The organism is Methanofollis ethanolicus (assembly GCF_001571385.1).
In the GTDB taxonomy this organism is placed as follows: Archaea; Halobacteriota; Methanomicrobia; order Methanomicrobiales; family Methanofollaceae; genus Methanofollis; species Methanofollis ethanolicus.
Window position 1 is genome coordinate 495,791 of record NZ_BCNW01000001.1, and the last position, 25,344, is coordinate 521,134.

The 25,344-nt window shown below is 60.8% G+C and carries 31 protein-coding genes; 7 read left to right on the plus strand and 24 right to left on the minus strand.

Going from position 1 to position 25,344, the window contains the following annotated elements:
* Positions 1-151: 151 nt before the first annotated feature.
* The 5 genes from MEFOE_RS02575 to MEFOE_RS02590 all read right to left on the minus strand — a co-directional run bounded on the left by MEFOE_RS02575 (position 152) and on the right by MEFOE_RS02590 (position 4,584).
* On the minus strand, positions 152-1,138 hold the full coding sequence (locus tag MEFOE_RS02575; RefSeq protein WP_067047824.1) for a hypothetical protein: 987 nt from the start codon (positions 1,136-1,138) through the stop codon (positions 152-154).
* Positions 1,139-1,243: 105 nt separating this feature from the next.
* Complete coding sequence (locus tag MEFOE_RS13590; protein WP_235809540.1) at positions 1,244-1,510, minus strand: hypothetical protein; 267 nt, start codon at positions 1,508-1,510, stop codon at positions 1,244-1,246.
* Positions 1,492-2,709, minus strand: a complete 1,218-nt coding sequence (locus MEFOE_RS02580) for a hypothetical protein (RefSeq protein WP_153015847.1) — start codon at positions 2,707-2,709, stop codon at positions 1,492-1,494. Before MEFOE_RS02580 ends, MEFOE_RS13590 begins: the two co-directional genes overlap by 19 nt.
* A 236-nt stretch (positions 2,710-2,945) precedes the next feature.
* A complete protein-coding gene (locus tag MEFOE_RS02585; RefSeq protein ID WP_067047831.1) occupies positions 2,946-3,515 on the minus strand; it encodes a hypothetical protein in 570 nt (189 codons plus the stop codon).
* 610 nt (positions 3,516-4,125) lie between these two features.
* On the minus strand, positions 4,126-4,584 hold the full coding sequence (locus MEFOE_RS02590) for a hypothetical protein (RefSeq protein WP_067047833.1): 459 nt from the start codon (positions 4,582-4,584) through the stop codon (positions 4,126-4,128).
* 234 nt (positions 4,585-4,818) lie between these two features.
* Between MEFOE_RS02590 and MEFOE_RS13595 the strand changes: the two genes are divergently transcribed.
* Positions 4,819-5,298: a hypothetical protein gene (locus MEFOE_RS13595; RefSeq protein ID WP_153015848.1), complete on the plus strand. Its 480-nt coding sequence runs from the start codon at positions 4,819-4,821 to the stop codon at positions 5,296-5,298.
* A 154-nt stretch (positions 5,299-5,452) separates the two neighbouring features.
* On the opposite strand, the gene MEFOE_RS02600 is transcribed toward MEFOE_RS13595, so the two are convergent.
* From MEFOE_RS02600 to MEFOE_RS02620, 5 genes are all read right to left on the minus strand, one after another.
* Positions 5,453-5,881 carry a hypothetical protein gene (locus MEFOE_RS02600; protein WP_067047838.1) on the minus strand — a complete coding sequence of 143 codons (429 nt, stop codon included), beginning with the start codon at positions 5,879-5,881 and terminating at the stop codon, positions 5,453-5,455.
* Positions 5,882-5,884: 3 nt separating this feature from the next.
* Entirely contained in the window at positions 5,885-6,316 is a 432-nt protein-coding gene (locus MEFOE_RS02605; RefSeq protein WP_153015849.1) for a hypothetical protein, read from the minus strand.
* 81 nt (positions 6,317-6,397) lie between these two features.
* Positions 6,398-7,594: an alpha/beta hydrolase family protein gene (locus MEFOE_RS02610; protein ID WP_067047843.1), complete on the minus strand. Its 1,197-nt coding sequence runs from the start codon at positions 7,592-7,594 to the stop codon at positions 6,398-6,400.
* 228 nt (positions 7,595-7,822) lie between these two features.
* Positions 7,823-8,908 carry a helix-turn-helix transcriptional regulator gene (locus MEFOE_RS02615; RefSeq protein WP_067047846.1) on the minus strand — a complete coding sequence of 362 codons (1,086 nt, stop codon included), beginning with the start codon at positions 8,906-8,908 and terminating at the stop codon, positions 7,823-7,825.
* Positions 8,909-8,921: 13 nt separating this feature from the next.
* Positions 8,922-9,866: a proline iminopeptidase-family hydrolase gene (locus tag MEFOE_RS02620; protein ID WP_235809541.1), complete on the minus strand. Its 945-nt coding sequence runs from the start codon at positions 9,864-9,866 to the stop codon at positions 8,922-8,924.
* Positions 9,867-10,055: 189 nt separating this feature from the next.
* On the opposite strand from MEFOE_RS02620, the gene MEFOE_RS13230 reads away from it, so the two are divergent.
* On the plus strand, positions 10,056-10,787 hold the full coding sequence (locus tag MEFOE_RS13230; protein WP_083523294.1) for a radical SAM protein: 732 nt from the start codon (positions 10,056-10,058) through the stop codon (positions 10,785-10,787).
* Here the strand turns inward: MEFOE_RS13230 and tcmP are convergent.
* The 6 genes from tcmP to MEFOE_RS02655 form a co-directional block, all read right to left on the minus strand.
* Positions 10,784-11,941, minus strand: coding sequence for a three-Cys-motif partner protein TcmP (gene tcmP / locus MEFOE_RS13235; RefSeq protein ID WP_153015850.1), 1,158 nt, complete (start codon positions 11,939-11,941; stop codon positions 10,784-10,786). The two genes, MEFOE_RS13230 and tcmP, sit on opposite strands and share 4 nt — an antisense overlap.
* A gap of 298 nt (positions 11,942-12,239) precedes the next feature.
* Positions 12,240-12,635, minus strand: coding sequence for a hypothetical protein (locus MEFOE_RS02635; protein WP_067047856.1), 396 nt, complete (start codon positions 12,633-12,635; stop codon positions 12,240-12,242).
* Between the two features lie 5 nt (positions 12,636-12,640).
* The gene (locus MEFOE_RS02640) at positions 12,641-13,804 is read right to left on the minus strand and encodes an aconitase X (protein WP_067047859.1); all 1,164 of its coding nucleotides are present in this window, start codon (positions 13,802-13,804) and stop codon (positions 12,641-12,643) included.
* Positions 13,804-15,045, minus strand: coding sequence for a UbiD family decarboxylase (locus tag MEFOE_RS02645; protein ID WP_067052864.1), 1,242 nt, complete (start codon positions 15,043-15,045; stop codon positions 13,804-13,806). The genes MEFOE_RS02640 and MEFOE_RS02645 overlap by 1 nt, the downstream gene beginning before the upstream one ends.
* Entirely contained in the window at positions 15,029-15,598 is a 570-nt protein-coding gene (locus MEFOE_RS02650) for a UbiX family flavin prenyltransferase (protein WP_067052860.1), read from the minus strand. The genes MEFOE_RS02645 and MEFOE_RS02650 overlap by 17 nt, the downstream gene beginning before the upstream one ends.
* A gap of 8 nt (positions 15,599-15,606) precedes the next feature.
* Positions 15,607-16,809: an HD domain-containing protein gene (locus MEFOE_RS02655; RefSeq protein WP_067047865.1), complete on the minus strand. Its 1,203-nt coding sequence runs from the start codon at positions 16,807-16,809 to the stop codon at positions 15,607-15,609.
* Positions 16,810-16,858: 49 nt separating this feature from the next.
* Here MEFOE_RS02655 and cofD point away from each other — a divergent pair, with 49 nt between their 5' ends.
* Complete coding sequence (gene cofD, locus MEFOE_RS02660; RefSeq protein ID WP_067047877.1) at positions 16,859-17,776, plus strand: 2-phospho-L-lactate transferase; 918 nt, start codon at positions 16,859-16,861, stop codon at positions 17,774-17,776.
* Here cofD and MEFOE_RS02665 read toward each other — a convergent pair.
* Positions 17,748-18,584, minus strand: a complete 837-nt coding sequence (locus tag MEFOE_RS02665; protein ID WP_067047879.1) for an MBL fold metallo-hydrolase — start codon at positions 18,582-18,584, stop codon at positions 17,748-17,750. The genes cofD and MEFOE_RS02665 overlap by 29 nt on opposite strands.
* A gap of 74 nt (positions 18,585-18,658) precedes the next feature.
* On the opposite strand from MEFOE_RS02665, the gene MEFOE_RS02670 reads away from it, so the two are divergent.
* Positions 18,659-19,543 carry a cation diffusion facilitator family transporter gene (locus tag MEFOE_RS02670; RefSeq protein WP_067047882.1) on the plus strand — a complete coding sequence of 295 codons (885 nt, stop codon included), beginning with the start codon at positions 18,659-18,661 and terminating at the stop codon, positions 19,541-19,543.
* 377 nt (positions 19,544-19,920) lie between these two features.
* Here the strand turns inward: MEFOE_RS02670 and MEFOE_RS02675 are convergent, their stop codons facing one another.
* The 6 genes from MEFOE_RS02675 to MEFOE_RS14325 form a co-directional block, all read right to left on the minus strand.
* On the minus strand, positions 19,921-20,334 hold the full coding sequence (locus tag MEFOE_RS02675; protein WP_067047884.1) for an arsenate reductase ArsC: 414 nt from the start codon (positions 20,332-20,334) through the stop codon (positions 19,921-19,923).
* 416 nt (positions 20,335-20,750) lie between these two features.
* Positions 20,751-21,086: a putative zinc-binding protein gene (locus MEFOE_RS02680; protein WP_067047885.1), complete on the minus strand. Its 336-nt coding sequence runs from the start codon at positions 21,084-21,086 to the stop codon at positions 20,751-20,753.
* 4 nt (positions 21,087-21,090) lie between these two features.
* Positions 21,091-21,552 carry a putative zinc-binding protein gene (locus MEFOE_RS02685; RefSeq protein WP_067047887.1) on the minus strand — a complete coding sequence of 154 codons (462 nt, stop codon included), beginning with the start codon at positions 21,550-21,552 and terminating at the stop codon, positions 21,091-21,093.
* The gene (locus MEFOE_RS02690; protein WP_067047890.1) at positions 21,552-21,794 is read right to left on the minus strand and encodes a thioredoxin family protein; all 243 of its coding nucleotides are present in this window, start codon (positions 21,792-21,794) and stop codon (positions 21,552-21,554) included. Before MEFOE_RS02690 ends, MEFOE_RS02685 begins: the two co-directional genes overlap by 1 nt.
* Entirely contained in the window at positions 21,781-22,050 is a 270-nt protein-coding gene (locus tag MEFOE_RS02695; protein ID WP_067052867.1) for a hypothetical protein, read from the minus strand. Before MEFOE_RS02695 ends, MEFOE_RS02690 begins: the two co-directional genes overlap by 14 nt.
* Positions 22,051-22,058: 8 nt before the next feature.
* Positions 22,059-22,229 (minus strand): permease, encoded by a 171-nt coding sequence (locus tag MEFOE_RS14325; protein ID WP_235809542.1) that lies wholly within the window; start codon positions 22,227-22,229, stop codon positions 22,059-22,061.
* Between the two features lie 25 nt (positions 22,230-22,254).
* On the opposite strand from MEFOE_RS14325, the gene MEFOE_RS13605 reads away from it, so the two are divergent.
* Positions 22,255-22,668, plus strand: a complete 414-nt coding sequence (locus tag MEFOE_RS13605; RefSeq protein ID WP_235809543.1) for an ArsR/SmtB family transcription factor — start codon at positions 22,255-22,257, stop codon at positions 22,666-22,668.
* Here MEFOE_RS13605 and MEFOE_RS13610 read toward each other — a convergent pair.
* Positions 22,653-23,126, minus strand: a complete 474-nt coding sequence (locus tag MEFOE_RS13610) for a hypothetical protein (RefSeq protein ID WP_067047893.1) — start codon at positions 23,124-23,126, stop codon at positions 22,653-22,655. The genes MEFOE_RS13605 and MEFOE_RS13610 overlap by 16 nt on opposite strands.
* 121 nt (positions 23,127-23,247) lie before the next feature.
* On the opposite strand from MEFOE_RS13610, the gene MEFOE_RS02710 reads away from it, so the two are divergent.
* Both MEFOE_RS02710 and MEFOE_RS02715 read left to right on the plus strand, forming a co-directional pair.
* Positions 23,248-24,204, plus strand: a complete 957-nt coding sequence (locus MEFOE_RS02710; protein WP_067047894.1) for a hypothetical protein — start codon at positions 23,248-23,250, stop codon at positions 24,202-24,204.
* Positions 24,198-24,875: a hypothetical protein gene (locus MEFOE_RS02715; protein ID WP_067047895.1), complete on the plus strand. Its 678-nt coding sequence runs from the start codon at positions 24,198-24,200 to the stop codon at positions 24,873-24,875. The genes MEFOE_RS02710 and MEFOE_RS02715 overlap by 7 nt, the downstream gene beginning before the upstream one ends.
* The last annotated feature ends 469 nt before the right edge of the window (positions 24,876-25,344 follow it).

Consider the following 25,344-nt stretch of genomic DNA (forward strand, 5'->3'; position numbering starts at 1 on the left):
TCTGCCCGGCAGGGGCGGGTGTGATCTGTTTTTTTCAGGGTGTTTCGATGGTGATGTCTTCTGTTTCCCTGTCGTGGATCTCTCCTGTTCGAACCCGTTGCAATAACTCTTCCTGCACACAATGGCGGGATAAAAAAAGATTTCTTTCGGGTTATCCGGCAATCTCTGTTTCAGATGATCTCCAGAGCGTTTCGAATGCCGCCCCCGTCCCCAGGAAGAGGGCGAGCACCTGCACGAGGAAGCCGAGGACGGGGATGAAGAGAACGATCTGGAAGAGGACGAATCCGCTCACAAACCGCCAGTAAGGGTTCATTGAGGGAGAGAACCGGTCGGCGATCAGGCCGCCGATCCAGGCGGAGACGAAGAGCCCTGAGATCAGGAAGGAGAGTATCAGGAGCATGCCGATGATAGCGGCGAAGGGGATGCCGATGATGGTGATCGCGAGGACAAGGCAGGCGAGCGCACCGCCGAGGGTCAGGCCGATGCCGACCAGCGTGTTGATGATCGGCCGTTCTCTGAGGGTGCCGACGACCGCGCCGAACTGGAGCGGCATGAACCTGATGAGCGCCAGGCCGAGGAGCAGAAAACCGATGGCCGTGATGATCGAGACCGGTCCAGGGATCAGGGAGTCGTCAGGCTCTTGCCGCTGGAACTCGACCGAACCTGCGGTGCCGCTGTTTTCAAGACTTTCCGCACTGACGCTCAACACGCCGGCGACCGCTCCGGCGTTCGAGACGGTTCGCCCCGATATATGGGCGTCCCTGCCGACCGAGGCGTTCTTCCCGATCGTTACCGTGTCGCCGGTGCAGACGACGTTCCTCCCGACCGGGGAGTTGATGTCGATCATGCCGCCTGCGGCGACCACCTTTCCGCCCACGTCGGCGTCGATGGTGACCGTGCCCCCTGCGAGGATCACGTCTCCCCTGACCGGGGCGCGGACGACGACCTCTCCGCCGGCGGCGACCAGGCTTTCGACAGGCGCCTCCACGGTGACGCGGCCCCCAGAGGCGACGACGTCGTCATCGGAGGGTTCGGTGATCACGACGTCTGAGCCTGAGAAAAAGAGAACGGCCGACGAAGGAGGGATCAATACGAGAAGGAAGAGGATGAGGACTGCATACCTGGAGCATCCGGTCATAGTTCCCGTGTGCCCGGAACATATATAGGGTTGTCCGGGTTTGTTATGGCGAGTCCTGTCGTCGTCTCTTCGGGGCTCGACGATCTCCTGATGTGCCCCTGCGTTCTACCGGTGCGTCCCGGCGGGGGTGGGGAGAGGCACCGTGGGTGGTACCGTGGGTGTTTCGCCTCCCGGCGGCGTCGATGTCGGCTGCGTTGCCGAAGGCATGATGACCGGCGTCCGCAGGTAATTCTTTGCGATTGCGCTCACCGTCTCCGTCTCCAGGTCCACGTACACCCGGAGTTGTGCGTCTTTTGTTTCTATTGCGACGGTCAGCACGGTGTCCGACGTTTCCACGCCTCTGGAGGCGCGTGTTATGGTGGTATAGTCCACGCCGTGATCTCGTCGTTTTCAGGGAGATAGTCCTGCACGGTGGCGTTCGCAAGGGCGATCCGGATCACCTCAGTCTTTGTCGTGGTATTGAGATCGGTCGTCTCATTAGTCGGGTGCATGCTCTCTTCAGGCACCGTGCGGACGAGGAGGGCGTGGCCCCAGCGTTCGGGCGACGCCGGCGTCGTCTCGTACACCAGCCACCCGATCCTTGCCCAACCGCCGTCCATGTCTATCCTGGTTCTTGTAAGCAGATGCCACTGGGTCTCATTCTCCAGCGGCTGGATGCCTATGATCTCAAGGGTCGTGAAAAAGTGCAACGGATCTGTGGCCAGGTCGTCGAAGTACCCCACCTTCACGTTCCAGAATATCTCGTCTTCTGGGACGTGTCTGACGTGGGCGATGACCGATCGACCGAAGAGGACGCCGGAGATATCCAGGGCACTCGGGTAGTTCCTGGAGGTCTGCGGGTTAAAATGGGTCCCCAGGATCGGAAATTTCCGGATATCACCATAGGTGGTGTTGAAAAGATAATGCGCGTTCACTCCCCTGTTCCTCCATCCCTCCCCTCCCGAAGATGCGTCCTCCGGAGTCTCGACGATGCATGAGCAGGTGCAGAAATATTCGTTGTCAGGGTCGCCGTCGTTCGGGTACTGGTACAGAACCGTCGTGGCGGCTACCTCCCCGATCCCCGGGTAGTCCCTGACGGTGGTGTGCCGCGCCAGTTCCGTGTAGCCGTCGAAGAAGGTGATCATGGGCCTGAAGCACTCCTCTATCTCCTCGCTGCCGCTGTACGGGCATGCCCCGGCCCGTGCACGGAAGGCGATCGGATCGGCTGGAGACGCGTTGGCATCTCTCACCTCGGCATAGGAGATCGTCCTCCCGTCCGGGAGGATGCGGGCGTAATAGCCGTCGACGCTCGTGTTCTCCGACTCTTCAGGTAGGAAGACGCCGACATATCTGAAGCATCTGGCATTGTCCGGGATAGCGTACGACGGTGCGGGCATCTGGTCGCGCCACTCCGTCACCCGGGCGGGAGAATAGTTCCCGGCAGAGAGGAGGAGCGTGTCGGCCTCGGTGTCCGGGGTCGCCGCGTCCGCCGGCGCCGCGGCAAGAAGGAAGAAGAGAATGAGAAGTCCGGGCACAAGGCCTCTTCCGACTGCACGCGATCGCTCTGTTGCGTCCTGCCTGTCTGCTTCCACGGTTTCGTTCCTCCCCGGCGATCCTTTTGATCCCCGCAGTGCGATATCTCTGTAACAATATATGTCATTTCTGTGCGAATCGTTTACGCGTCGCGGGACTTTCATCCCCCCGAAAGGACGCATCGATTAGAAAAAAGCAGATATCTCGTTTCAAATATTTTCTGCCATTTTTCCTGGGAAAACGCCCGATTCCGCACCTCGCACCTGCTCGATCGCGTTCGATTCAGGTATTATCATCATGACTCATTCTTCCCCTCTGCAAGAACAGGGGCGACGAGGTCTCTGAGCGTCCCGCGATCGCGTGATGTCGTCCAGACACCGATGGCGCCTGATGAACCCGGCGTGAAGATCGTGTTCTGGTGGTATTCATCCAGATCTAAGAAGAAGAGTGCTTCGATGATGGTGATGTTCCGCGGAGAACCATCGACGATATACCTCGTCTCGAATGTCGTGGGCTGAGAGAAGCGGAGGGCGACATAGGTGCTGTTTCGTTTCATCGCTGCCAGTTCTTCCTGAGAGAACCCAGTCTTGAGCTGCGCATTGATGCACCTGATCAACTCCTGGCATTCCGCATCGATGGCAGGATAGCGTTCGTCCTCGGGGTAGAGCAGGACGCTCCGACCCCCCGCTGGGTGGATGTCGAGATAGGCCGTGTCATTCAGCGGGGTCGGTTGCGCCGTCGGGAAGACGGTCGTGTTCTCCTGACCTTCCAGCGTTGCGGCGGGGAGAAAAACGGCGAGCAGGAGCACGACGACAAGCACGGCCGCAATACCGGCGGCAATGACATAGAGATAGGTTTTTTTCATCAGGTCACCTCAAAAAAGGAGAAAGGTTGGCTGATTACTTGACCTCCGGGATCTCTCCTTCGAACTCAGGATTACCACGCTCAGCAGCAATAGTGCCGCAGGTATGGAAATAGCCAACATTTTCCTTTGTTCATTCATTCCATTTACCTCCGCTTTATCCCGGAGGCGAGATCCACATCTTCAAGTATCAGAAGGGAGTATAGTGTCATACCTCCGGGCAGTGCGGGGCCCCGTCAGCGTCTCGACAACATGGCGGGGCACCGTCGGGAGACCTTTTCGATCTTCACGGCGATAAATATCTCTGGTGTATTATACATCGTTTCTGAGCGGATCGTTTAACTGTCACGTGGTTCTTACTTGCCCAAGCAGATCCGCGTGGCGCGAAAAATGTGCCTATCTTTTTATGGGGCTCTCCGCCGCCTTTCGACGCGATAGCATTCTTTTTCACGCCCCGCGCCCGGTCGTGTCTCCGGTCGGATCGCCCTGAACTTTCCCTGTCGCCTGCGCCGACTGAGAGGGTCGTCGATGGCATGAATCTCCTGCTGTTGGATCTTCGGGGCTTGACGATCTCCTCTGAAGAAAAGGATGGGTGCGACCGGGTCCCTGCGTTCTATCGGTGCGTATCGGTGGGTGTGGGAAGGGGCACCGTGGGTGTTTCGCCTCCCGGCGGCGTCGATGTCGGCTGCGTTACCGAAGGCATGATGACCGGCGTCCGTTTGTAGTTCTTTGTGATTGCGACCACGGTCTCCGTCTCCAGGTCCACGAATACCCAGAGTTGTGCGTCTTTTGTTTCTATTGCGACGGTCGGCACTGTTTCCGACCGCTCCACGCCCCTGAAGGCGTGTGTTATGGTGGTATAGTCCACGTCCGTGATCTCGTAGTCTCCATGGAGGTAGTCCTGCACGGTGGCGTTCGCAAGGGCGGTCCTGACGGCCTTTGCCTTCTGGTCTTCCGTGAGGGCGGAGGGGGCCACAGGTCCGTCGCCATTCTCCACGCACCCGGCTACGAGTACAAAAAAGAGGATGAGTGCTCCTGCGGCGATCAGGCGTCCTGTCACGATGTGATCCATGTATCCCGCTCCACCGCGCGCACTATCTCTATCATGCTATATCTCATTTCTGTGCAGATCGTCTATCTGTCGTGTGGGTTTCGTTCGCCCTCGACGGGGCGTCCCCGTCGCGAGGGGTGTGCCGATTGCACGGATGGATCTCCTGCCGACCCGGACCTTTTCAGACGTTACACGTCTCCACCCGACGCTCCTTCCTCCCTGCTATACAGCGCTACGATGACATAGAGGGTGCCGATGATCGGGAGTCCGATGGTTCCGTACAACCAGAGAAGAGCGAGAAGGTGGAGAACTGATTGCCCGGAAAGCAGGCCCGGCCAGATCAGGAGAAGAATCAGGAGAGCAAAGAGGCTGACTATTGCTGAGAGAGATGACGCGGTTCCCGGTGCCCCCGTGTTCCCGGGAAGGGACAGGAAAAAGAGGGATGAGCACGGGGCCAACAAGAGAAATGAAACCGTCCAGACGGCCGGGAGGAGGCCAGAACTGCCGATAAGGGGTCTGATCCCCAGGGGCAGGGAGAGAAAACTTGTGGCGACGATCGCGCCGATAGCGAGAATGAGAGGTATGCCGAGGAGGTGTCGTTTCCCGGCGGAGTGCGTGAGAGTCAGAGTTGCTCCGGCGAGGGAGACGCTTCCCAGAAGAACGGGAAGAACTGCCAGAAGTGCGGAGAGAGTCCGAGGGGCAATGATACCTGCGATATGGAGGATCCATGGGTAGAAAAAAAGGAGAGACGTGCAGATGAGGGCCTTTTTGATCACGGTTTTCCTCCTTTGCGTATAAATCTCAATGATGCGAAATATTTCCGGTTCCATATATATCGTTTCTGTGACGATCGTCTCTGCGTTGCGTCGATTTTACCCGTCTTTTATTGTCAGGCGGTGCCGGTGAAAAATACCAGAATCCACAGGGCGGAGAGTATGAGTGCGAAGGTCCTGATGAGTGTCTGTTTGCTGGACGCGCAATAGCCGGTCAACCCGAGAACGAGCAGGAGGGCCAGGTGATATCCGGCGAATTTCGGGTCTTCGAAGATGGTCTGGATGCCGGTGGCGAGCGCGGCCGCCAGGACGAGGGGAACGTACGAGAGTGTGGCGGCGAGGGCCGATCGCGCCCTGTCGCCGGTCAGGTATCCGTAGGCGAGGGCGCCGAGGGGAAACAGGAGTATCACGAAAATTTCAACCACGCCGTGGGCGGACCCGCCTTCACCCCTGAAAAAATACAGGGCGGCGGCGAGGAGAGCAAAAGCGGCGACGTAAAATAGGAGAATGAGATTTTTTCTGTCTGGATCATCTCTGCGTGGCATGGGTCAATCCTGATGGACGGTCCCGACCCTGTAGTGCCGCCCTGCATACGCGAAATATTTTCTCGTGCCTGTCGTCGGGTCGATGAGATAGAGGTCGATGGTCGCCTGCGTTATCTTTTCGGGATATTCCACCTCGCCCGCGAGGCGGATGTCTCCTTCGTTATATCCCTGCCCTGTCCGGTTCGCTTCGCCCTCCACAAGCACTTTTTCGAGGGCCGGATAGTCCCTGATGGTCTGCTCGTCGAGATGAATGATGATGCCTTCCCCGGCCTTCTGTTCGGTAATCTCGAAGACCTGGAGGCGGTCAGGCGGAACGGTCAGGGACAGGAGATAGGGAAAGACGGCGATGCAGATCAGGGGGAGGAGTACCAGCACGATAAGGAGAATGATGAGTTTCGTATGCCGGCGCACCGTTTGAGAGAGTGACGCTGCCATCCTCGCGGTCTCCACGGCGTGAAATATCTCCGGCGTACTATATCCCGGTTATGGTACGATCATCTTCGTGTCGCGGAATTTTCATCCTCCCTCTTCCCCCGCACCGAGCACCCTGTCGAGCCAGTCGAAGATCCGCTGGTTCCGCCGCATCGTCCCACCTGTGCCGCAGTGCTCCTCGATACCCTCCGCGGCCGGGAAGGGCATCCACTCCTTCTCGCAGGCGAGGGCGTTGTACAGGAGGCGTGCCCTGCCCGGGAAAGACCGCTCGTTCCCGGCCTCGATGACGAGTGTGGGGCAGGCGATCTCGCCGGCCATGCCCTCCAGGGTGTAGGCCTGCGACATGAGGAGCCACTCGTGCGGCGAGGCTGCGCCGTAGACGTACATGCCGTGCTGGAAGGCCCAGCGGATCGCGGGGTCGGTCTTCATCACCTCCCGCACGGCGGCGTCGAAGGCGCCGGGGTCGGTGTGGAGGGTCTCGATCACATCGCCGGCCATCACGGTCAATTTCGTGTAGTCGGCGTCGAAGACCCCGCCGTTGGCGACGAGCGCGGCGATCCGGTGATCGCAGGCTGCCGCCCGCGGCGCGAGGTACCCTCCCATCGAGGCGCCGATCAGGGCGACACGCCCCTGGTCGACCTCCGGCCGTGCGAGGAGCCAGTCGACGGCCGGGGTCATCACCGTCTCCCAGTCGGGCCTGAAGGCAAGGCCCTGCTCGCGTATCACCGCGCCCTGTCCCGGCCCCTCGAAGGCGAGGACATTGTATCCTCTTTTCAGGGCCGAGATCCCGTAGTCCAGGTAGAGTTCCTCCGCGGTGCCGTCGAAGCCGGTGGTGAGGACCGCGGTCGGTCGCCCCTCCCCGCCTGCCGGGAAGAAGTAGCCGGGCATGGCTGTCCCATCGTACGGGATGGCGACGACCTCGTGCTCGATGTCGAGGAGGGCGAGGGCCTCTCTGAAGCAGGTGCGCGATTTCCCCCAGGTCTCGACGATCCGCGGGTCGGCCGGGTCGCCGTGGAGGAAGAACTCCGACGCCCGGTAATAGGAGAATGCCCGCATATATGCCTCTCCGGCACTGACGCGGCTGGCCCCGGCCTCGCGGGCATAGCCCTCCACCTGTTCGGCCGTCCGCCGCCATTCTGCATGCCAGCTCTCGAAGTCGGCTTCCCGGATCCGTGCCGCGGTCATCAGGCATTCCCCGATGTCCGCGCCTCCGACGGCGCACGTCCCGAGGATACGGAGGTACTGGAAGGAGAACTGCTCGTCGCTGAAGTGGACTTTCATCGTGACCGCTGAACAGTCGGCGCCATTTCATTTAAGGTTTCGGAGAAAATGGTGGGGTCGAGAGTCCTCATCCCGTGATGATCTGCCTCTCACCCCGTGATGATCTTTTCACAGTCCTCTTCAGAGAGCGCGACGGGCCGATGTGATGAGGACGGTTTTGATGGTATCTTCTGCCGAGGAGTTTGTCGGAGGGGATATTCCTGTGCGTCCCTGTTGAATTCAGGCAGATTATGTTGTCTTCTCCCGTTCCCGGAAAAAATCCTCTATCGGCACTGCGTGGTCTTTATAATACTCGAAGAGCCGCTCGCCCCATGCCAGCGCTTCGGGCGCCCTGCTGACCAGGTCGTGCACGGTATCGTAGGTGCCGTCCTCACGGCACAGGCCGAGGGAGAGCGCCCTGTCGGTGACCGTGAGCCCGACCGTGATGGGGACCGTCGAGACGAAGAGCCTGAAATTGGGGACGTCGGCGACGTCTCTTTCCCTGCCGACGAACTCCTCCTGCCAGAGCGGTCCGGCAAGGTCGGGCGTGATGACGAGTTCCACCTCCGCCCCCGCGGTCACCCTTTTCCAGATGGCCTCGGCGACGAAGGGCAGGGACCATGTCGAGACGCCGTGGATGGATCCGGCCTCCTTGAGGATCTCCAGGAAATTCTCTAACCCCTCCTCCAAGTTTGCCGGGAGGTACATGAAATGTACGCCGCCCATCAGATCCCCGATACGCTGTACGGCGAACTCCGGGATGTCGTCGAGGGAGTGGCTCTCGAAAAAACTGTTGAACTGTTCGATGGTCGCGATCGTCCTGCTGCAGCGGTCGAGGAAGGTGAGATATGCCTCGCCTCTCGGCGTCAGGCGGAGGGCGCCGTCTGCATCGGAGAGATATCCGCGGGAGAGCATCCACTCTCTCATCTCGCCCTCCGCACATTCCGGGTGCCGGAAAGCGTCCTGATAGGAGGGCACAGACAGATGGCCGATATCGTCGAGCACGCCCTCGACCACGAGGGGCAACGGCGGGAGAGAAAATCCCGGTCTGCTGTAGAGGGCCCTGTACAGCCCGGACGCGCAGGAAAGGAGCCTGCCTGCAAGGACGTGCCCGCTCTGTGTGAGCCGATACCCCCCTGCTTCGCGGCTGATCATCCCGCGGTGCTGGAGGCCGCGGAGGGCCTCCTCGGTCTCGTCCCACCGGCACCCCGTGACGGCGGCAAGGTGGTGGGCGCGTTGTCCGCCGCCCGAGAGTGCCACCAGGAGGCGGACCACCGCCGGTGCGGTGTAAAAACGGATCCGGTCAGGACCGATGCTACTATCGTGTGCGTCCATTCTGTCCTCTCGTTCAGCCTTCGACTCTGGCGAGGAACTCCCGCACCGTCGCGAGGTAGGCGACCGTCGCCTCAAGGTGGTGCTCGTGGGACGCCCCGTCGAAGACGGCGACCTCCGACCCCGGCATCATGCTGTGGTAGTATGCCGTCGTCTCCGGGGTCGCCTCGTCGAACTCCCCGCAGGTGAAGAGGGTGGGGACCCGGATCTCATGGAGGCGTTCGGCGCGCTCGAAGTCGCCGAGGCTTCCGGTGATGGTGAACTCGCTCGGCCCCCACATCTGGAGGTAGATGTCGGCGTTCAGGCGCTCGAATGTTTTCATCAGGCAGTCGGGCCAGGGGTCTGTGCGGCAGACATGAAGGCGGTAGTAGGCCGTCATCGCCTCCTGGTAGGCGGGACCGTCGTAGCTGCCCGCCTCTTCGGCGCGGAGGACCGCCTCCCTGTGGTCGTCGGGGAGGGCCAGGAGATATCTCCGCCCGTCCGCGGCCCAGTGCGATGCCGAGAGGCAGGGTGCGGAGAGGACGAGGCTTTCCACCCCGTCGGGCCGGTGCGTGAGCATGTATTCGACGGCGAGCATCGTCCCCCAGGACTGGCCGAGGATGTGGACGCGGTCGAGGCCGAGGGCCTTCCGCACCGCGGCGAGTTCGTCCACGGCACGTTCCAGCGTCCGGAGGGAGGGGTCGGCCGGGCGGTCGGAGTCGCCGCAGCCGAGCTGGTCGTAGAAGACAATCGGCCTCCCCCCGAGGGCGGCGAGAGGTTCGAGGTAGTCGGACGTGCAACCAGGGCCGCCGTGGAGGACGAGGAGAGGGGTGCCGCTCTCCTCCGCGCCGGCGACATGATACACTATCTTTCCGCTGGGAACGTCTGCGAAACCTTCATGGGGGAGATCCATACTTTTTCTCTTGACGTTTTCCGGGATGAAGGTGGCGATCTGGTCGTGGGCGAGAATGTTTGTCGTCAAGTTTCTGGAATGATTTGTATTCGACAATAAATGGAATGAACGAATATTTTGGAATGTCTTCAATCTCGACAATTTGATTTTTCTATCAAATACACTTTCACAACACGCATGGCTTCAATTAAACATAGAGTAAGTACACAAGGTCAATAACAGATGCGAACAAACTAGGTGTCATATAGGGTAAGATAGATGTCTACTATAATTTATGAAAGCAAAGGAAGAGCACGTGAGTATTCTGAATTGGCAGCTAATCTATATCGCGGTTGCGATCATGGCTGTATTTATTGCTACGCACCTCTTGCAACAAGGAAAAGCAGGGAAGTATTTCTTAAACCCGCTGTAAGAGAAGGGGTTATCAATAAGTTATTTAATGACGCAGAAGAATTAGAAAAAAAGAAGGAAGAGCGATATATTTTACTTTGTTTTACGACAGATCCATATTTACATCTTGATGAAAAGTATCAACTTACCCGAAAGGCAATTCAGATCCTACTCAGTCACAATCTAAAAGTGACCATTCTGACAAAGGGAGGACGTCGTTCGGAAAGGGATTTTGACCTTTTAGAATCTCATCCTCATATGACTAAGTATGGAGCAACACTTGTTTTTACTAACGAAGAGCAAAGAAAAGTTATTGAACCAAATGCGGCCCCCACCAGCGAAAGAATTCAAGCTTTAAAAAATGCTCATGATCGAGGAATCTATACATACATCTCCTTAGAACCTGTCTGGGATCCTGAACAGAGTTTGCAATTGATTGATCTAACTCACGAATTTGTTGATCACTACAAAGTGGGAAAATTAAATTATAATTCCCGACAGCAGGAAATTGACTGGAAGGAATTTCGTGAAAATGCCATTAAAAAACTAGAGCATTACAAAAAATCGTATTATATCAAAAATGATTTATTGCAATATTAAAACCATTCACTTAGATCTTTTTGACCGATTTTATCATTGTTTTTCTTCGTTGTTATTATCTTGGCATCATGATTCCATTGGTATATTTTCCACTGTTCCAATTCTTTTAATCCATGAAGTTTCATCATGTAATGTCCAGCATTATTGTCTGTTAAAAATAGCATACAGTATACAATGTTTGTTTGACCCGTACTTTTTATTTCAGCGATAATTGGTGGTTTTTCATACATGGCAGATAATTTTTGAGCATAAAGATCGAGAATATATTGTCTTGCATTGATTTTCTCACCTCTATTTATCTTCTCTAAATATGGTGGAAGCCATTCTGATTCAGAAATACCTATGGCATCTGAAATAATATGGGGATTTTTGGTAATATTTCTTTGAAGGTCTGGGGTCATAAACGTAATAATTAATTCTGGCTTTCGGACTATATTTTTGCCTTTGGATTTATATTGTCCCCAATTTGTTCCTATCTTCTCAACAACCGACCAAGGTAATTCACTAACAGCATAAGGATCTAAGATCCAGATATTGGGATATTTAGGGTTTATTTGGCGCAGAGCCCACTCTGCTGCTGGTTCTATTGTTTGAGATGTTATTTCTATTTTATTCCTTATTTTTCTGAATTTTTCGATATTTGTATTTAGTGCATCATATTGTCTGCGGCACTTTTCAGGGTTCTTGTGATATGAATTTAAGAGTAACTTCCCAGGAAATGAATAGTTCTCCAAGCACTGTGCAGCTAATAGCGCTGACCCCGGCCACTGATAGTCTCCGGCATGATATTCCTTTGCATCGTCACAGGTTACCAGTCCGCTTGCTGCATAGAGATCTATAATGTCAAGTGAAGGTACTCTTTTATTTTGCCTATTTTCTTCACTATCAACATTTTCTGTCCAGATATTTAGGTAACACTCAATAAATTTGTGCTTCTGTCTTGTATGATATTTCACTTCTTCACTGGTGAAATCGTTATCATTGTCTTCAATCTCAGAATAATCCATTTTTTGGCCCTCTTTTGTCAAACCGGATCCTTTTTGTTGGGGATTATCTCTCATATAGGTTATAGGTTTCGATTCGATGTCTATGCCCCTATAATTGTATGTTCCATTAAATTCATCTGTAAATAGGGGAGCAATATCTTTTAACAAATAATTTCTCTCAATATTTGACTCAGTAGAATTCCTTACCTGAAAGTACTTCTTGGGGTGCTCACTGAAGAATTCTTATTCTTCCGTGCCTGTACCGGGGGACTACGCCCCCGGACCCCCGTTCTGGATTGGGGATGGACGCAGTCTCCTCTGGCAACACCTTCGGTTCTCTCTTCTCCTTAGGCTCAGGTATGACTGAAAAGAGTCGAGAAAATATCTGGCTTTCGAGTTAGGTGGGGGTTTAGTCCTCTGGTCTCTCTCTGGGTGAAGGTGGTGATCCGTGGATCCCCCACCCTCTCTACCCCAGGATCACCTTCACGTACGGCCGCGGCACGAGGACGCAGGCGCAGAAGGCCTCCCTGACGCCGACGGCGACGACCACTGCTGTGACCGGGTCCGTCTCCACCGCCGCGGCAAAGCCCGGTTCGATGCTTTCCATGAAGGCGAAAAATCTGCGGAGTTCCATGAACGGGCGGTCGGCCTCGGGGACCATCTCGAAGGCCGCGAGGTCGGCCTCGATAGTGGACGTGCGGGCCACCTCCTCGTCGAAGTAGACCCAGACCTCGACGTCGTGGTCGCGGGCGATCGTGCGGAGGGCGAGGAGGTCGGCCTCCCCTCCTTCCGTGATGCCGAGAGATGCGAAACGCTCTCTCGTGTCCTTCCCCGGCAGACTCTCGAAAGGTGCGGTTGTCATAGACCTCACATCGTGGCGACGGCCACGCACTCCTCCATCGTCCCGATCCGTGCCACCGCCCCGCACATCGTCGGCACATACGCGAGGGCCTTGCCCGAGTTCACCATGATCGCGTCGTACCTGTCCAGGGCCGGGGAGACGACGACGCAGGTGTCTGCATAGACCCGCGCCCCGCTCTTCTCGATCGCCGCCACGGCGTCGCGGTTCTCCGCGATGACGCCCTGTGCGGCGAAGACGAAGAAGGGCTTTTTCACCTTTTTCCCGGCGAGGAGACCGGCGAGGGTGTCGAGTTCGGCCGGAGAGAGATGGGGGCACCCGACCGCGATCGCGTCCACCTCGATCGAGGAGAAGACCTCCCGCACCTCGTCCATCCTGATCTCGACAGTCTCCGGGACATCGCGCTTGAAGGTCGGCAGGCGGGCCTCGGGGGTGATCCTGTCCACGTGGAAGAGGGCCACCGCGCCGGTCGCCGCCATCGCCGCGCCCAGCGCCTTGAGGTGGTCGCGGGGCGGCCTGATCCCGGAGAAGAGAGGGATCCTGTTCCCGACAATCTTCCCGGCCACATAGCCCAGGGCCCCGTATTCGGCCGCGTCCTTCAGCGCCGCCGGGTCGTCCACCGTGATCCCGATGTTCGGCAGGCGGTTCTTGAAGAGGTGCAGGCCGTAGTACGGCGTCTTGCCGACGATCGCCGCGGCAAGGGCGCCCGGCCCTCCCTCGCGGTTCGTCCTCGCGCCGATGACCGAGTTCGCATAGACGACGGCCGACGACTCGGCCCAGGCCAGGTGCTCGCCGTACTGCGTCTGGGAGATGTAATACGGCGTGCAGGTGCACTCGAGTTTGATGCCGAGACGCCCGTAGGCCGCGACCACCGCCTCCTGCTGCTGTGCGAACACCTCGGGGACCCCCATCTCCTTCCAGCGGTCGCGGGCCATGCCGATCGGGTTCAGGACAGTCGGCACCGCCACATGGGCGTCCAGGCCCTGCAACCATTCGAGGCCCCACTTCCCGATCGTCTTGTACGACGCCCCCGAGACCTGGGCGCTCGCGATCGGGATGAGTTTCTCGGCGCCGAAGACCTTGCCGAGTCCGACGAGGATCTCCAGCATCTGCTGCATCGTCTCGCCGTACTCGCCGTTCTGCATTTTTTCTTCTTCAGGTTCCAGATACATCAGTCATTCCATCCTGCACGCACAAACTTCTCCTCCTCACCCATCACCATCGTGGCGTCGAGGCCGATTTTCACGTTCGTGCCGTCGCCGTCCCGGCAGGGGTCGAGGGACGAGCCCCGCACCCCGGTAATCACCATCAGGTCGCGGTCGCCCCGCACCCGTGTTGCGATCGCGTACTCCACGTCCTCCATGGAGAAGGGGTCGATGTCCTCGTCCACGACGACGACGTGTTTCAGGGAGGTGTGAGCCGCGAAGGCCGCCATGATCGCGTTCTTCCCGTCGCCCTGCGTGTTCTTCCTGACCTGCACGACCGCATGGAGGTAGCCGCAGCCGCCTGTCGTGAGCACGACGTTCCTGACCGTCGTCACCCCGGCCACGGCCCGGTAGATCTTCGGCTCGTACGGCACGCCCATCAGGAGACGGTGTTCGCTCCCGCCCGGGAGGATGGAGTGGTAGATGGGGTCTTCCTTCGTCCACATGCCGGTGAGTTCCATGACGGGCTGGACCCTCTCGAAGTCGTAGGTGCCGGTGATGTCGACGAAAGGCCCTTCCTCGGACTTCTCCGCCCCGATATACCCTTCGAGGACGATCTCGGCCTCGGGGACCAGGACCCCGTTCGAGCATTCATAGACAGGGAGGTCCCCGCCCATCAGTTCGGCCGCGAAGGCGAGTTCCTTCCCCTCGGGGACGCGGGTGCAGGAGGCGAAGGTGACCGCCGGGTGGACGCCGAGGGCGATGGCGATCGGCAGTTTCTCGCCCCTCTTCAGCGCCTCGCGGTGGAGGACGTCGGTGTGCCGGCCCTCGACGAGGCGTGCGGCCAGGCGGTCCTTGCCTATCACCATCATGCGGTGGATGGAGGCGTTCTCCACGCCATCCAGGCGGGAGAAGACGATCCCCGCGGTGATGTACGGGCCGCCGTCCTTCGGGAAGAAGGTCATGACCGGGAACGCGGTGAGGTCGGCCGGGCGCATGTCGAGTTTGCCCATCGGCGTCAGCGTGCCGCTGTACGACGCCCCGGCCAGTCTCTTCACCAGGTCGGCCTCCGTGCTCCCGAGGGCCGCCGCCAGGGTGCTCCTGTTCGCGGTGAGGTTCATCACCGCCTTCTTCCCGCCGATGTCGTGGAAGAGGAGGACCCTGTCGGTCGTGCTCGCCATCTGTGCCGCTTCGAAGCGGTCGGAGACCGGTCTTTCGATCTCGTCGACCAGGCCCCTCTCCCGCATCTCGTCAATGAACTGTCGCATCGTCATCATATCCGCTCCATCTTTTTCCGATATCGTGCTCCACCCCGAGGTGGTCGAGGATCCGGGCGACCACCATGTCCACCAGGTCGTCGATCGTCTGCGGCCGCCCGTAGAAGGGCGGGCTTGCGACCATCACCGTCGCCCCGGCCTCGTCCGCGGCGAGCATGTTTTTCAGGTGGATGCGCGAGAGGGGCATCTCCCGCAGGACAAGGATGCACCGCCGCCTTTCCTTCAGACAGACGTCTGCGGCCCGTGCGATAAGGGTGTCGGAGAACCCGGCCGAGACCGAGGCCAGGGTCTTCATCGAGCAGGGGACGACCGCCATCCCGTCGTACCGGAAAGACCCGCTCGCGATCTCCGCGGCCAGGTTCCTGTTGTCCTCCTCGATCACCGGGAACCCGTCGAGGCTCACGCCTTCGTGGACCGCGATCTCCCGCGCCGTCCCGGAGACGATCAGGTGCACCCGCGCCTTCCCCGAGAGCACCTCCAGGAGGCGCCTCGCGTAGACGATCCCGCTCGCGCCGGTCACGCCGATAACATATTCCTTCTCCATCGTCGTCCTCACACCGGCAGCCTGTCCTGCTGCGTCGGTTTTTTGATGTGGAGCACCTCGACGGCCGCCGCTTCCACCGTCTCCCTCTGGTCGGGGAGGGTGTAGACGCCGAGGCGCCACTGTTCCCGCCGCGTCTCGTTCAGGGTCGTCAGGAGGGGGGAGACCTGTTCGAGGCCGACAAGGGCGTTTCTCTCCCGCACCCGCACCTCCATCGACATGTCAGTCGGGAAGGGCGGGATGTCGACGAGCACCGTCTCCTCCCTGACGCCTGCCGCCTCCGCGACCTCCCGGGCGATCTGCCTGCTCTCCGCGAGGGATGTTCTGGCCTGCACGGCGGCGGCGTTCACCTGGCCGCGGCCGACATAGACGGCCCTCTTGTACAGTCTCCTCTCATAGAGTCTTCGGGCGAGGTCGCGTGCCGTCTCATCGGGAGAGGCGAGGAGACGGGTGAAGAGGGCGGCGTCGTCCATCCGCATCAGCACCCCGACCTCGTCCCCGCTCTCCTCCAGGTGGGCGAGGAGGGCGAGGTGGAACATGGAGGTGGCGATCCGGGAGACATGGTGGTAGTAGACCACCGGCCGCATCAGGGTCCGTGCGATGAGCAGGGACTCCGCGGCATTGATCCCCGAGGCGTCGAGAGCGACGCCGTTCTCCGTCCTGACCGTCGCCCTGATCAACCGCCCGGCGTCGACGAGGCCGTACGGCACGCCGGTGTAGTGGGCGTCGCGGAGGAGGTAGTCCATCCTGTCCACGTCCAGGTCGCCGTGGATCACGCCTGCGTAGCGATGGGTGCCGTTGATCATGGCGGCGACCTCGGCCGGGTCGAGGCCGCGGTCTTCAAGGATTCCGGCCGTCTCGCCCTCCCCGAGGAGGTCGCCCGCGTCCTGGTGGCCCTTCCCCATCATCTCGACCATGAAGGCCTCGGTGACATGGGAGAAGGGGCCGTGGCCGACGTCGTGGAGGAGGGCCGAGGCGGTGACCAGGTCGCTCTCGGCCGCGTCGAGGCCGAGGTGACGGCAGACCACGGCCGCAAGGTGCATCGTCCCGAGGGAGTGCTCGAACCTGGTGTGGTTGGCGCCAGGATAGACCAGGTGGGCGAAGCCGAGTTGCCTGATATGGCGGAGGCGCTGGAGGGCGGGTGAGTCGAGGAGCGCGAGGGCCGTCTCTCCCACCTCGACGTCGCCGTGCACCGGGTCCTTGATGATTTTCATCGGGCTGTCAGTTAAAAATCTTCATGTATGGACAGTTAAACTATTCTCTATGATTACATTCCTTTCCGGCGGGACCGGGACGCCGAAACTCCTGCGGGGGATGCGCAACCTGGTCAACGACGACCAGATCGCCGTCATCGTCAACACCGCGGAGGATATGTGGATCTCGGGCAACCACATGTCCCCTGACATCGACACCGTGCTGTATCTCTTTGCCGGTCTCCTGAACACCGACACCTGGTGGGGGATCAGGGGCGACACCTTCTCGACGCATAAATTTCTCGAACAGTTCACCGGCGAGGAGTTCATCGCGGTCGGCGACAAGGACAGGGCCGTCCACATCGCGCGGGCACGTCTCCTCTGGAACGGGGCGACTCTCACCGAGGCGACCCTCTCCCTGGCACGGGCCCTCGGCGTCCGCGCCCGCGTCCTTCCCATGACCGACGCCGAGGTGACGACCTATGTCGAGACTGACGCCGGACCCATGCACTTCCAGGAGTACTGGGTCGGGTACCGCGGCGAGGTGGAGATCAGGGGCGTCATGCGGAAAGGCGAGGAGCACAGGAAGGCGACGCCCGAGGTTCTTGCCGCGATCAGGGATGCCGACGCCGTCATCCTCGGGCCCTCGAACCCGGTGACGAGCATCTCCCCGATACTGGAATGCGAGGGTGTGCGGGAGGCGTTGCAGGAAAAATTCGTCATTGCGGTCTCCCCCTTCATCGGCGACAGACCTGTCTCCGGCCCCGCGGCCGCCCTGATGGAGGCGTGGGGGATGGAGGCGTCCTCGGCGGGGACGTACGCCCTCTATAAGGACTTTGTCGACGTCTTCGTCCAGGACGTGCGGGACAACGCCGAGGTGCCGGGCGCCCTCCGCCTGGACACCCTGATGAAGGACGAGAGGCGGGCCGAGGCCCTTGCCTGGGAACTGATGTCCATCGTCAGGAGCGCGACCCGAAGGAGAGCCTGAGCCCGGCGCCGGTCGGGTCGACCCGCGCCGCCCTTGCGAGGGCGGCCGCCGCCGCAAATCCGGTGCAGTGGCAGGGGTGGAGGCGTGCGGCGCCGAGGTCGCGGACATACCGGCAGGTCGCCTCGACCTGCTCTGTCGGGGCGTTGCCGAGGTGGAAGCCGCCGATGACGTCGGCGACCCTCTCCTCATCCAGAACATCTTTTGCATGCTCGACCACCGAGCAGATGCCGGCATGGGCGCAGCCGGTGACGACGACGATCCCCTCGTCGGTGCGGCAGGCGAGAGCGGTGTCGTCGGGGACGAGGTCGGGCTTCCCGCCCGACGTCCCGACTGCCGTCCTCCCCTCGAAGGGGAAGATGCGGGGGACCTCGCCGAGGAAGACGAGGTCGTCGGTGATCCTGACGGGGGCGTGGGAGAGGCGTACCTCGCCGTGGCGGGCGAGGTTTTCCTTGGAGAGGATCATGCCGATCTCGGGTTCGCCGTCGGCCTCGACATGCCGGAAGATCGCGGGGTGGGCGAGGAAGGTCGGGTGCGGCCGCGGCCGTCCCCCCCTGCCGGCGGCGTTGATTGCCCGCAGGCAGGCGACGAGTCCCCAGGTGTGGTCGAGGTGGCAGTGGGAGAGGACGATGTGTCCGGCCTCAAGGGGGTCGATGCCGAGGGCGGCGGCGTTCCGGAGGGCGATGCCCGACTGCCCGGTGTCGAAGAGGACCGACTCCGTGCCGTCCCTGACGTACGCCGAGAAACCGTGCTCCCCCAGGAGGCCCCTGCCGGGGAGGACGGTGTTGTCGACGAGAATGGTGATCTCCATGCCCGATCCTTCGCGGTGGGGGAGCATAACCCTGCCGGGAACAGGTTCATCTCCTCTGCGGGGGAGGGGGGCCCATGGCACACCGTCCCGGAGACGACCGGTCTGCCCTGAAGGTGGCGGTCCTCCTGACCGCCGGGTATCTCCTGGTCGAGGTGGCAGGCGGGATCGTCACCGGTTCACTCGCCCTCCTCGGCGACGCCGGCCACATGTTCAGCGACGTCGTCGCCCTCCTCCTCGCCCTCGGCGCCCTCATGATCGCGGAGCGCCTGCCGACGAAGGAGAAGACTTTCGGCTACCACAGGGTCGAGATCTTCGTCGCCTTCATCAACGGCCTCGTCCTCGTCCTCCTCTCCGCCGGGATCCTGAGGGAGGCGGTGCTCAGGTTCCTCTCCCCGGTGCCGATCGAGGGGGCGACGATGGGGGTGATCGGCGGCCTCGGCCTTGCCGTCAATCTCTATGTCGCCTGGACCCTCTCGGGAAGAGTCAACCTGACGGTGCGGAGCGCCTACCTCCATGTCCTCTCCGACACCCTCACCTCGGTGGCGGTCATCGTCGCCGCCGTCTGGATCGCCCTCACCGGCCAGACCCTTGTCGACCCCCTCCTCTCCGGGGCGATCGCCCTCCTGATACTCGGGAACGCCGCTCTCCTCCTGCGGGAGACGGCGGGCATCCTCCTCCAGTACGCCCCGCCCGGCATCGATCTCGACGAGGTGGTGCGGGCGATGGAGGCGGTGGAGGGCGTGGACGGCGTCCACAACGTCCATCTCTGGACCCTCTGCTCGCACATCAATATCCTGGACGCGCACGTCGTCACCTGCGTCCCCGACCTCGCCGGTCTGGAGGCGGTAAAAGAGGAGATCAGGGAGAGGCTCGCACGCTTCGAGGTCGGCTACAGCACCCTGGAGTTCGAGACCGAGCCCTGCGCCGGGGCGGACGTGGTTTCGAGGATCGAGGTGTAGTCGGATGTCTCTCCTCGATTCCATGGTATGCGGCGTGAACCAACCGCCTTCCCCCCATTCTACGCCGGGGGACTGCTCGAAAGCCTGGCGGCTTTCTCATGCTCCCTTCGGTCGCCGCCCCCGGACCCCCGACATTAGGATAGGACCGGGGAAGAACGAACTGGAGGTCTTGACGGGGAGAATCCATCCCACCCCAATCCTGAGCGGGGGTTCGGGGGCGTAGTCCCCCGACGCGGGACGAAAGAGCCATTAATTGATCAGGGGACTCTGGGGGGAAGGCAGCGGGTCCGCACTTCCCGTCATAGGATAATCGGGATATATCAGCCCGAGGATCTCTCCAGAGTCTAACATTCTGACCCTGGAGTCCTGACGCCCCCCTACGCGCTCTCCGTCCCGAACCGCAGATCGATCCACCGGCAGATCTCGTCCCTCACCCTGCGGAACCCGTCGAGCACCGCGTCCTCCGGGCCGTCGAGGGCGCGGGGGTCGTCGAAGGCCTCGTGGATGGTCGTCGTCGCCCAGGGGAACATCGGGCAGACGCCGCCCTCGCAGACGGTCACGACGACGTCCATCTGCTGCCCGAAATATTCGGTGAGGGGCTTCGCCCGCTGGGCCGAGATGTCGACCCCGATCTCGGCCATCACCGCCACGGCCCGCGGGTCGAGGGCGTCGGGCTGCATGCCGGCGGAGTGGGCCTCGTAGCGGTCGCCGTAGTGCGCCCGCATGTAGCCCTCGGCCATCTGGGATCGGGCGGCATTGTGCGTGCAGATGAAGAGCACCGTCTCTTTCATGCTCTCCTCTTGGCCCGGTCGGTTATAATGGTCTCGCATGGTCGCAGGCCCCCTCCCCGCCGGCGCCCGGGAGATCAAAATATGGAGAAAAGGGCTCCCTAGAAACCCCCGCGTGAGAGTACTTCTTGGAGAGATAACTGGAGACATCCTGTTCTTGTGTGCTGGTTCTAGGGGGCTGCCGCCCCCCAGACCCCCTACCATTAGGATAGGGGATGGAGGGTAGTCTCCTCTTCAAAATGCAGGATTTACCCCTTCAAGGTCCAATCCCGAGTGGGGGTCCGGGGGCGTAGTCCCCCGGCTAGATCCTGAGGGAAGCAGTGGATCCGCGTATATCTTCCTGGGATCAGGGGATCCATCGATCCTAGTATGAGGATTTCAACGAAGCCGAGAAAAGAGAAAATCCGGCGACGGCCATCTCAGACCGCCTCCCGCAGGGCAGAGACGACCCGCGCGATCTCGTCGTACCGCACCTCTGCCATGCCGTTCTTGACGATGCCGAGGTCGGTTGCCACGATATGGGCGTCCGGCACGATCCCGAGGCCTTCGAGTTTCTTTCTCCCGCAGGCGTCGGTGCAGCCGTCGAGGGCGATCACCCGGCAGCCTGCCGGGACGGCGCCTGCATCCAGGCGTCCGGCCGGGACGGCGTCGTCGAGGGCCGAGGGGTGGCGCTGCCTGAAGGCCGACGCCGCCTGCGTCGTCAGCCTCCCGGTGTTCGAGACACCCGAACAGGTCACCAGCACCCATCCGGCCACGGGCTCACTCCCCGCCGCACCCGCACCCGCAGCCGCCCTCGGGGAGGTCGCGGCACCTCTTTGCCTTTCCCTTCCCTTCCCAGGCGGCGCAGACGACCTTCTCGATCTCCTCTTCGGAGATCTCGAAGTCGTGGGTCTTTGTGATCCCCTGTTCCGTGGCGACGATCACCTGGGTGGGTGTGATCCCCTGGGCCTCCGCGATCTTCGAGGCGCAGGCGACAGGGCACCCGTCCAGGACGACGACCTCGTCGGCCTCCGCGCACTTCCCCTTCACCGTGCCGGCGCCCGTGGCAAGTTGCGCCGTGCAGGCTGGACTGCCGAAGCCCTCGACAAGGAGCTGGATCGCGGCGATGTTCGTGATCTGCCCGACATTGGAGGCGCCGGCGCAGGCGAAGATGATTCTCTTCTTCCCGTCGCCCTCTCCGCAGTCGCCGCCGCAGGTGCAGCCACAGCCACATTCACCCATCAGGCCACCTCAGAGAGGAGTTCCTTGACCTCGTCGACGGTCGGGACGCGGCCCTCGACCACGACCTCGCCGTTCACCGCGAGCGCCGGGGTGAGCATGACGCCCTGGTCGGTGATCGCGTCGATCTCCTCGACCTTGACGACCTCGACCTCTGCCCCGAGTTCTTTCACCGCTGCTTCGACGTTCTTTGCCGTTCTCATGCACTTTGCACAACCTGTGCCGAATATCTCAATCTCTGTCATGGTTTTTCACCTCAGTCTGGTAGACCGCGAGGAGCGCCTCTCCGTACATCTTTTCCGCGCTCTTCGGGATATAATTGTAGACCTTTGTTCTCTTCACCAGTTCATCGGAGAGGCGGACCTCGGAGGCGAGCCCGAGTGCCTCCACATCCGCGATGACTTTATCAAGCATCGAGAGCCCGACGACGACACCGCCGACGTCCACCTGCCTGATGCGCCGCAACGCCTCTGCCGCACAGCATGGTCTGTCTTCGTGCATGATTTTTTTCACCCCACGATGTTTCCGTACACGAACCCGGCGAGGGCCGAGAAGAGGATGACGAGCACGGCGTACACCGCTGTCTTCCTCGCCCCCATCACCCGCGAGATGACCGGGAGGGAGGGCAGGCTCACGCTCGGCCCGGCAAGGAGCAGGGCGAGCGCGGGCCCGCCGGCCATCCCGCCCGAGCTGTAGCCGAAGGTCGTGCCGATTGACCGGCACCTCCAGGAGGGTCGGCAGGTACAGGATGCCCCCGACGATTGCCGCGAGCAGGGTCGCCCCGTTCGAGGTGTCCCCGAAGTACGGGGCGAAGGTCCCGGGGGCCTCACGCGCCTGCTCCCCGACGGGGAGACGCTCGCCGTGCGGTCGCAGCAGTTCCACGCCCTCTCCGATACCGTGCGCCTGAAGATCCTCCTCCTCCTTGCCGTCCAGCCCCTCTGCGTCTGCGTGATCAGGGAGGTGGTCGCGGTCGCCGACTCGCGCCTCTCGTACCCCCTCAGCGTGCTCAAAAAAGCCGGCCTTATTGCAGGAGAATCTCGCAGGAACGGGATCATCTACTCCCTCACCGTAGAGGGCGAGACGTTTGCCGCCATCCGTGCCGGTCAGGGGAGGGCATAGACCGCCGCAAGCCCGAGGACGACATACTCGATGAAGATCGCCCGCGGGACAGGCAGCAGGGGGACGCTGCCCGTACTCATGCGGTGTGCGGTGACAAGTGCGTCGGCGATGCCGCAGAGCCATGCGCCCGCGGCGATGAGGCCGCCGATCGCCGACACCTCTTTCAGCCCGAAGGCGCAGAGGACACAGACAAGAAATCCTTTTCCCGGATTGCCGTTGACGACCTGGCCGAGTCCCGGCATCACCGCCGAGCAGACGGCCGGGATATATGTTTTTCCTCCGGCCGCGAGGCGCGGGCCGATGGCCGGGACGACCAGGAGAGCGATGACTCCGGCGGCGGCCCAGAGCAGGCTCTCCTGCAGGGGGGTGCGGGAGGCCGCGGCGGCGATGAAGGGCGTGAGGGCCATGAGGGCGAGGGGAAGGATGAGGACACGTCCCCGGACCGGCTGTTGCAGCATAATATTATGATGTTATATCAATCATTTGATTTTTAAGTTTCACCTATTTGACATGATTTAAATATTTTGTTCAATTATATGTGTATATTCAGCATCCTCCCGATGTATCTGGAATTTGCATATGGATCGCCAGGACATACTATCGATTCTCACCGGGGTCGTCATCGTACTCGTCATCGCCCTTGTCGTCAAACCGGCACTCTACGGGGGGCCTGGCGGCGGCGATACGCCGGGCGCTCTCCCCACGCCCGCACCTGCGGTGACAGACCCCGACCCGACCCTTCTCCCTGCCGGGAAGGAGATTGTCAGGGAGTTCAGGTGGACCGCCATCGACGGCGGCGTCCAGACAGCCACACTGGAAATACCGTCTTCCCTCTTTGATCGGGAGAGGGAGACGCCGCGTCTTCCCGACCACGCGTCCTGGGGGAGGTACGCCCTCTCGGACGACGAACGCCCGTACCTCGAGGACCTTGTCGGTCAGATCGCTTCCCCCCGTTTCAACACCCCCGACGGGGACTACTGGCGGGTGATGGACGTCCTCTTCTTCGTCCAGCAACTCCCGTACTCCTCCGACGACACACCTGCGAGTTACACCGGAGGCGCGGTCCCGGCGCATGCCCTGCATGTTGCCGACGGCGTCGAGTATCCGAAATATCCTGTCGAGACCCTTGTCGACGGGAAAGGGGACTGCGAGGACTCGTCTATCCTCGCCGCCGCCCTCCTCAGCCTCATGGACTATGACGTGGTCCTCCTGGGGTACTCCGACCACATGGCCGTCGGTGTGCAGATGACGGGGTTCGGCCCGTACTATGCCGGCTATACACCGAAATACTATGATTTCGGCGGCAAGCGCTACTACTACGTCGAGACGACCAACTATATCCAGCTCCCGAGGACCCGGCCGGGGAATGTTGACCGCTGGGGGAAGCCGTTCCCTGTCGGCGATACGACCGACGGTTCGATCAAGAGCGTGAAATCGGAGACCCCGACCGTGATCCCCCTCCATTATATCGTCAGGCCCGCGCGCCACACGGTCCGCCCGGCCGATCCTCTTCCCGGAGGTGAGGGCTGGTGGTGAACCTGAAGATGCCGGGCCCTGAGGAGATCGCCCTGAAGGTCGGTGAACTGAAGGCAAAGCTCTCCGGTCTGCAGGTCTCGGACCTGAAGGCACTCGGGTCGAAGGTGCCCGCACTGAAGAAACCGGCGCTGACGCCGAAGATGCGGAAGGCGCTGACCACCTGCGGGATCGCGGTGGCGGTGCTGGTCGTCGCCTTCGTCGGGTGGAATCTGTTCCACGCGGCTGAACAGCACCACGAGGTCAGGGTGCTCGGGGATGCCATTGCGTCGTCTGAAGCCGATCTTGCCGGCCTGGACAGGGAAGTCTCCGCCCTCATCGGTTCTGTCGGCAGAGCCCCGTCTCTCAAGGAATCCGATACCTATATGGCGACATTCAAGGACCTGGCCGACCGGGGCGTCGCCACAACCGCCCGGCACCTGCAGGCGATCGAGGGGATTGCCGTCCCCGAAGCCCACGAAGGCGTCAGGGAAGCATATCTGCAGGCCCTCGACCACCTGAACCGTGCCTACACACTCTGGTCCGCGTCGGCGACGGCCTACGACCTCAGGCACTATGGCGAGGCGGAAAAACAGATTGGAGAGGCTGACCGGGAATGGCAGGCATATGAACTGGCCATCAACGACTATAACCGGGAAATCATTCTCAGCCAGGAAAAAAGAGAAGGGTCCTGACCTACGGCTCTGTAGAATCGGGCATGAGTCCCTGAGGACTCAGGCATACGCGATGAAAATTGTTCTTTGGGGTCTGCTGGTCAACGTGCCTTCCTCTACGCTTGCACCGGGGGACTACCTTGAAGACCTTCGGTCTTCTCGTTGCCCCCGGACCCCCGACATTGCGATAGGGCCGGGAAGGCAGATACGGAGATTCCATCTCTGAAAAGGGATGCTCAATGAGAGTCAGAGTCCCGTGCGAACCTGCAGAGTCGTTCTTCGAGATCATTTTCATGGTAAACCCTCACCTTTTCCGTGTATGAACGTGACCCAACCGCCTTCCTCCATCTTCGCACCGGGGGACTTTTGCCCCCGGACCTCGAAAATCAAAGATTTTCTCGAACTCGCTAACGCTCGTTCCCCGCGCGAGGATTGGACCTCAAAAGGGCAAACGTGCATCTTGAAGAGGGGGGTGGCAGCCCCCCGGACG